Source organism: Streptomyces sp. NPDC059909 (assembly GCF_042730885.1).
GTDB lineage: Bacteria > Actinomycetota > Actinomycetes > Streptomycetales > Streptomycetaceae > Streptomyces.
Genome location: NZ_JBHWKX010000028.1, coordinates 90648 through 97100, shown reverse-complemented (window position 1 = coordinate 97100; position 6453 = coordinate 90648). Strand labels below are relative to the sequence as shown.

Below are 6453 nucleotides of genomic sequence, written 5' to 3'. Positions count from 1 at the left end.
CATCCAAGCCCAACTCCTCGACCTACTCGACGTCGACCCAACCCGCCCACGCTGGCTGGACACTCGTTTCCCCACCTGCGAAAGACGGGCCTAGTAGACCGGCTTCTGCGGCTCGATCTGGTTGACCCAGCCGATCACGCCACCGCCGACGTGCACCGCGTCCGCGAAGCCCGCGGACTTGAGCACGGCGAGGACTTCCGCACTACGGACACCCGTCTTGCAGTGCAGGACGATCTTCTTGTCCTGCGGCAGGTCCTGGAGGGCGTTGCCCATCAGGAACTCGTTCTTCGGGACCAGCCGCGCGCCGGGGATGGAGACGATCTCGTACTCGTTCGGCTCGCGGACGTCGATGATGTCGATGTTCTCGCCGTCGTCGATCCACTCCTTGAGCTGCTTGGGAGTGATCGTCGAGCCGAGCGCCGCTTCCTGGGCCTCCTCCGACACGACGCCGCAGAAGGCCTCGTAGTCGATGAGCTCGGTGACGGTCGGGTTCTCGCCGCAGACCGCGCAGTTCGGGTCCTTGCGGACCTTGACCTGGCGGTACTGCATCTCCAGGGCGTCGTAGATCATCAGTCGGCCGACGAGCGGCTCGCCGATGCCCGCGAGCAGCTTGATGGCCTCGTTGACCTGGATGGAGCCGATGGACGCGCAGAGCACGCCCAGCACGCCGCCCTCGGCGCAGGAGGGGACCATGCCAGGCGGCGGGGGCTCGGGGTAGAGGCAGCGGTAGCAGGGGCCGTGCTCGGACCAGAAGACGGAGGCCTGACCATCGAAGCGGTAGATCGAACCCCAGACGTACGGCTTGTTCAGCAGCACGCACGCGTCGTTCACCAGGTAGCGGGTGGCGAAGTTGTCCGTGCCGTCGACGATGAGGTCGTACTGGCTGAAGATGTCCATCACGTTGTCGGCCTCGAGCCGCTCTTCGTGAAGGACCACGTTGACGTAAGGGTTGATGCCCTTGACGGAGTCACGCGCGGACTCGGCCTTGGAGCGGCCGATGTCCGCCTGGCTGTGGATGATCTGGCGCTGCAGGTTCGACTCGTCGACCTCGTCGAACTCCACGATGCCGAGCGTGCCCACCCCGGCCGCGGCCAGGTACATCAGGGCCGGCGAGCCGAGGCCACCGGCGCCCACACAGAGCACCTTGGCGTTCTTCAGCCGCTTCTGCCCGTCCATCCCGACATCCGGGATGATCAGGTGGCGGGAGTACCTGCGGACCTCGTCTACGGTGAGCTCGGCAGCCGGCTCGACCAGGGGTGGCAGCGACACGGGGACTCCGTTGGTGGTTACGTCAGTACGGTTGTTCTCGCTGTAACACTGCCACGCGCCCCCTCATTCCGAGACACCCGGTCCAATCCGCGAGACGATTTCGTCCCAGTAGCCGGGCAAGGCGTCGAATGCTCCGCTTTGTCCGGACCCGTCGCCAACCCGGTCGGTGAAGAAGATCGTTCCCGCGCCCTGCCAGCGGGCGATCCGCATCGCCTCGTCCAGGTGCGTCCGCGGCACGCCGTGCACGAAGTGGGCGAACCGCTCGGGCGGATGGCTCGCGGTCCACTCCGCCACCTGCGACCAGCGGTAGTCGGCCCAGGCTCCGGAGAACGTCACCAGCTGGTCGGCGACCTCCGCATAGCCCGGATACGGGTGCGTGCCATGGCCCAGCACCAGGTGGCCGTCGTCGAGGACGGTCTCCAGCGTGGCCGTCACGCGCCGCACACCGGCGAGGTCCGCGCGCTCGACGGGGCAGCGGTCCAGCAGGAAGCCGCCGACCCGGTACCAGTCGAGGTAGCGGTGGGCGTCGGAGACGATCTCGCCGAAGGGCCGGCTGCCGTGGTCGAGGTCGAGATGGCCCAGCACCCGGATCCCGGCGTTGGTGAGCCTGCCGACGGCCTCCAGACAGTGCGGGTCGGGGCGGGTGCCGGGGCCGCCGTCCGCGACGTTGAGCACGGCCCAGTGGAGCGGGGTGCCCGGGCGGGTCAGCTCGGCCCACTCGACGGGGGCGAGCAGCGGGTGGGCGTAACCAGGGACACCGAAGCCGAGTCTCTCGGCACCGGTCGCGGAGAGCGTGGCTTCTGTCGTCGTCAGATGCGGCATGCCGCCTCCATCCAGATGTCCGCGAGGGACTCCTCCAGGTTGATCCGCGGCCGCCAGCCGAGCCGGTCGCGGGCGGTGCGTACATCCGCCTGCTGCCAGCTGCCGCAGCCGTCGGGGTACGGGTACGGGGTGGCGCCGAGGTGTTCGGAGAGGGACTCGGGACCGCGAGGGGCACCAATGGCGGCGTGGCCGGGGCGGACGGGGGGCGTGTCGAGCTCGTGGAGCGCGCCCGCGTATCCGGCGACCCTGGCCAGTACGGCGGCGGCGTCCCGGAGCCGTACGGCACGGCCGGTGCCGATGTTGACGACACCCTGCGCGGCGGAGAGCGAGGCGGCGTGCACGGCGCGCGCCACGTCCCGTACGTCGACGAAGTCACGCTGCACACCGAGGCCGCTGAGCTTCAGCTCGCCGTCACCGGACTGCATGGCGCGTCGCATCGCCTCGGCGAGCCGGCCGAGGGGGGATCCGGCGGGGGTGCCGGGGCCGACGGGCGAGAAGACCCGCAGGACGACGGCGTCCAGGCCGGAGCCGAGCACCAGCTCGGTCGCGGCGAGCTTGGAGACGCCGTACGGGCCGCCGGGGCGCGGGACCGCGTCCTCGGCCGTGGACGATCCGGGCTGCGAGGGCCCGTACTCGGATGCGCAGCCGAGCTGGACGAGGCGGGCGTCGCAGCCGCTGCGGCGCAGGGCCTCGCAGACGGTGGCGACGGCCACGGTGTTGTGCCGGGTGAGGTCGCGGGCGCCGCCGCGGGTCGCTCCGGCGCAGTTGATCACGACTCCGGGGTGGACGGCGTCCAGGAAGCGGGTGAGCGCGCCCGGGCTGCCGCCCGCGAGGTCGAACCGTACGTCGGCGTCGTCGCCGCGCCCCAGGGCGGTGAGGTGCACGGCCGGGTCGGCGAGCAGCCGGTCGGCGACGAAACGGCCGAGAAAGCCGTTGGCTCCGAGCAGTAGCACCCTCATAGCGCGGCTCCTCGGCGCCGACGGGCCGTGCCGGCCGGGGCCGGTGCTGGGTGGTACGGGTTCATGTCGTGCTTCTCCTCAGGGTGTTGCGCGATGGGTCGTTCAGTACGCCCGCGGCGTCGGCTCCGCGGGGTGCGTGGGGGGTGTGGGGATGTGGAGGGTTATGTGCTGTGGGCCGAGGCCCGGGAGAGGGCGACGGTCGCGTGGACCAGCAGCCCCAGGGCGGCGGTGCCGCAGGCGAGGGCCGGTACGGAGCCGGACCCCCAGGCCTCGACGGCGGCCTCGGCGGGCCGGGCCAGGAAGGCGCAGCCGGGGAGGCGGCCGCCGACGACGGTGACCAGGGCGAGTACTTCGACCGCAGCGGCGGCGCCGACACCGGTGGCGGCGGACGTGGGGAATCCGTGCACGGTGAGCAGCCGGGCGAGGAAGAGCAGCAGACCGAGGGCGACGGCGGGCACGAGGTCCACGGCCACCAGCAGGCCGGTGAGCGCCAGGACTGCGGTGAGGACGGCGGCGTACAGCGTGATGGTGGCGACCAGGACGGGCCGTACCCCGGCGGCGAACTCCTCCAGTCCGCGGCTGGTGCCGAGCCGGCGGCGCGCCTGTACGGAGAACAGCTGGGCGATCCAGGCGGCGGGGGCGACCGCGAGCGCGAGGCCCACCAGCGGGCCGGGCGTCACCGGCCAGGGTCCGTGGGGACCGCCGTCGACGAGCTGCTCCAGCAGGCCGCTGCCGGCCACGGCGTCGGCGAGCAGCCAGCCCACCCAGAGTCCCGCGAACCGCACCGTGCGCCCCGCGACGCGCAGGGGCCCGCGCCGCAGGCCGTACGTGAGCGCTCCCAGGAGCCCCAGGGCCCCCGCAGCCCCGACGCCGATCCGCGCCCCGTCGCTCGTGAAGTGGAACGCCACCGCGGCAAGGACGGCGACGGCGCCCGGCAGCAGCGCGGGCAGCACGTCCCGTACGGTCAGCGCACGCACGCCGGCTCGCGCCTCCGCCCCTGAATCCGCCGCGGGTCGCGGGCCCGCCTCCCCGCGCGGCACCCGCGCGTACAGCTCCTCGGCCAGCGAGAACACATCCCGGTGCCGGAACCTCACGGCGGTCCGCTCGGTCACTCCATGCGCCTCCAGCCCGGCGGCGATCTCCAGGGGGTCGACGGCACGCTCGCACAGCTCGCGGTGCCGGTGCATGAGCGCCTTCACAGGATCGGCGGGCCCCCGCCGGGCCGGAGCGGGCTTCCGGAGAGCGGCCGGCTTGCGATCGCCGGCGGGCTTACGTTTCCGGTCCGCAGCCGGGTCGCCTCGAGAGTCTTCGGCGGTCCCGGTGGTCCTCGCGGTCCCGGTGGCCCTCGCCGCTTCGGCGGTCCCGGCGGCCTCGGTGGTCTCACCGGATTCGACGGTTTCCACGGTTTCGACGGGTTCGACGGCTTCTGCGGTGGTGTCAGGCATCGGGGGCTCCTGGGGTGGCCGCGCCGGCCAGGGGAGTGTCCGCCCAGGCGGGCTGGGAGGAACGGGCGCCGGTCCAGTGGCCCGGGACGTACGCCTCGGCGGGTGTGGCGAAGGGAAGAGGCTCGGCGTCGTCGTCGCGTACCCGCGGGTTGTGGGAGAGGAGCTCCAGGTAAATGCCGCGAAATGCCGCGAGATTCTGCTCGACGGTGAAGAGTTCGAGCGCCCGTGCCCGCGCCGCGGCGCCGAGCCGTTCACGGCGCTCCGGGTCGCGCAACAGCGCGAGGCAGGCGTCTGCGAGCGCCCGCGGATTGCGCGGGGGCACCACAAGGCCCGTACCGCCGATGACTTCGACGACGGCGCCGACGTCCGTGGAGACCGTGGCGCGCCCGCAGAACATCGCTTCGACGAGGCTGATGGGGAAGCCCTCGAGGACGCTCGACAGGACGACGACGGCCCCGGCGGCGTAGGCGTCCGCCAGTTCGGGGGCCTCGGGGCCGCCGATCTCCTCGAAGGAGACGGGGTTGTCTCCGACGGCGTGTGCGTCGGCCGCCTCGTCGGGGAAGAGCTGCGCGGCCAGTGCCCGGCAGTGCGCGAGATACGTGGTGGCCTCGGGGCCCTGCGCCGGCGCGCCCAGGATCCGCAGCCGCGCGTCCGGTTCCTCCCTCCGCACCTCGGAGAAGGCATGCAGGAGGGCGATCAGGTCCTTGGAGGGTTCGATGCGGCCGACCCAGACGAGCGTGTGCGGATCGCCACCGCACTCGCCCTCCCCCACCGCCGTGAAGCGGTCGGCGTCCATGCCGGGGTAGACCGTGCGCAGCCGCGCGGGGTCGGCGCCGCACTTCTCCTGCCAGCGCCGGGCGTGGGTGTTGCCCGGGGTGATGACGGACGCCTGTCGGTACATCTCGGCGGCCAGCAGCCCGTGGAACGCGGCCAGCAGGGCGCGGGCCCCGGCGCTGAAGGGGCCGCCCGAGCCGCCTGATCCGCCCGAGCCGCCCGAGCCGGAGGACCCCGACGACCCGCCGGACCCTGCCGACCCGGCGGACCCCGCCGAACCTGGAGCGGCAGAGAACCCGGAAGCGCCTCCGGACCCCGCATCCCCCGTCGCGAGATAGTGCGCCCGCAGCTGCACCCCGTACTCCGTGACCAGCAGCGGCACTCCGAAGAAGCGTTTGGCCAACAGCCCGGGCAGCGCCGCGGAACCGCCGGACGCGGCATGGCAGAGGTCGACCGCGCCCAGCGAGTCGCTCCCGTACCAGTCGAGTGACAGCGGCCTCAGGGCGCGCTCCAACTGGTCCACGAAAGCGAGGTAGTCGGGCACCGTCGCACTGTGCAGCGCGCGGCGTGCGCCGGGCGCGCGGCAGGCGGACTCCACGATGCGCACGGCGAGTTCGGAGCGCAGGGCGGCGTACATCCCGCCGTGCTCCCTCGCCAGCTCCGCGAGCCCGTACAGCCCGTCGGCGAACCGGTCGAGGCGGCCCTCGTCGCTGCCGCACACCGCCACCGCCAGCTCCCTGAAGTGCCCGGCGAACCGCTTCCGTTCACGCCGCCCATGGCTGCGGCCGTCGTCCTCGGGAGCCCAGACGGGCGCGGTGCGCACCCGCTGCACCTGCGGCGGCAGCGCGATCCAGCCGCAGTCCTCCTGCTGGGCGCTGCGGCTGAGCGCGTAGACGTCGAATTCGTGCTGCGCGAGCCCGCGCACGAGCCGGTCGCACCAGAGCCTGGACTCACCCGTCGCATACGGATAACCACCATCCGTAAGCAATCCGATCCGCACGAGCGCACCCCCGATCTCCCTTATGGGCGGGCCGCCTCTGGTCCGGCGGCTCGCGGCGGGACGACGTTATGCGGATACGCCGGTGGGGGGGGGGGGGGGGGGGGGGGGGGGGGGGGGCGGGGGGGGGGGGGGGGACGGGGCCCGGCTCGTGGTGCCTATTTCTGTATTGGCGTTTCCTCCTCGC

General features: G+C 72.7%; 5 protein-coding genes. All 5 read right to left on the bottom strand.

All coding sequences use genetic code 11. From position 1 onward, the window contains the following. Nucleotides 1-90 precede the first annotated feature (90 nt). The 5 genes from moeZ to ACFV9O_RS20395 all read right to left on the bottom strand — a co-directional run bounded on the left by moeZ (nt 91) and on the right by ACFV9O_RS20395 (nt 6269). Nucleotides 91-1269, bottom strand: a complete 1179-nt coding sequence (moeZ, locus tag ACFV9O_RS20415) for an adenylyltransferase/sulfurtransferase MoeZ (RefSeq protein WP_385419850.1) — start codon at nt 1267-1269, stop codon at nt 91-93. Between the two features lie 63 nt (nt 1270-1332). Further along, a complete protein-coding gene (locus tag ACFV9O_RS20410) occupies nt 1333-2091 on the bottom strand; it encodes a spherulation-specific family 4 protein (RefSeq protein WP_385419848.1) in 759 nt (252 codons plus the stop codon). Then, nucleotides 2079-3050: an NAD-dependent epimerase/dehydratase family protein gene (locus ACFV9O_RS20405; RefSeq protein ID WP_385419847.1), complete on the bottom strand. Its 972-nt coding sequence runs from the start codon at nt 3048-3050 to the stop codon at nt 2079-2081. The genes ACFV9O_RS20410 and ACFV9O_RS20405 overlap by 13 nt, the downstream gene beginning before the upstream one ends. Nucleotides 3051-3211: 161 nt before the next feature. Beyond that, the gene (locus ACFV9O_RS20400; RefSeq protein WP_385419845.1) at nt 3212-4495 is read right to left on the bottom strand and encodes a hypothetical protein; all 1284 of its coding nucleotides are present in this window, start codon (nt 4493-4495) and stop codon (nt 3212-3214) included. Continuing rightward, on the bottom strand, nt 4488-6269 hold the full coding sequence (locus ACFV9O_RS20395; RefSeq protein WP_385419843.1) for a DUF3492 domain-containing protein: 1782 nt from the start codon (nt 6267-6269) through the stop codon (nt 4488-4490). Before ACFV9O_RS20395 ends, ACFV9O_RS20400 begins: the two co-directional genes overlap by 8 nt. Nucleotides 6270-6453: the final 184 nt, after the last annotated feature.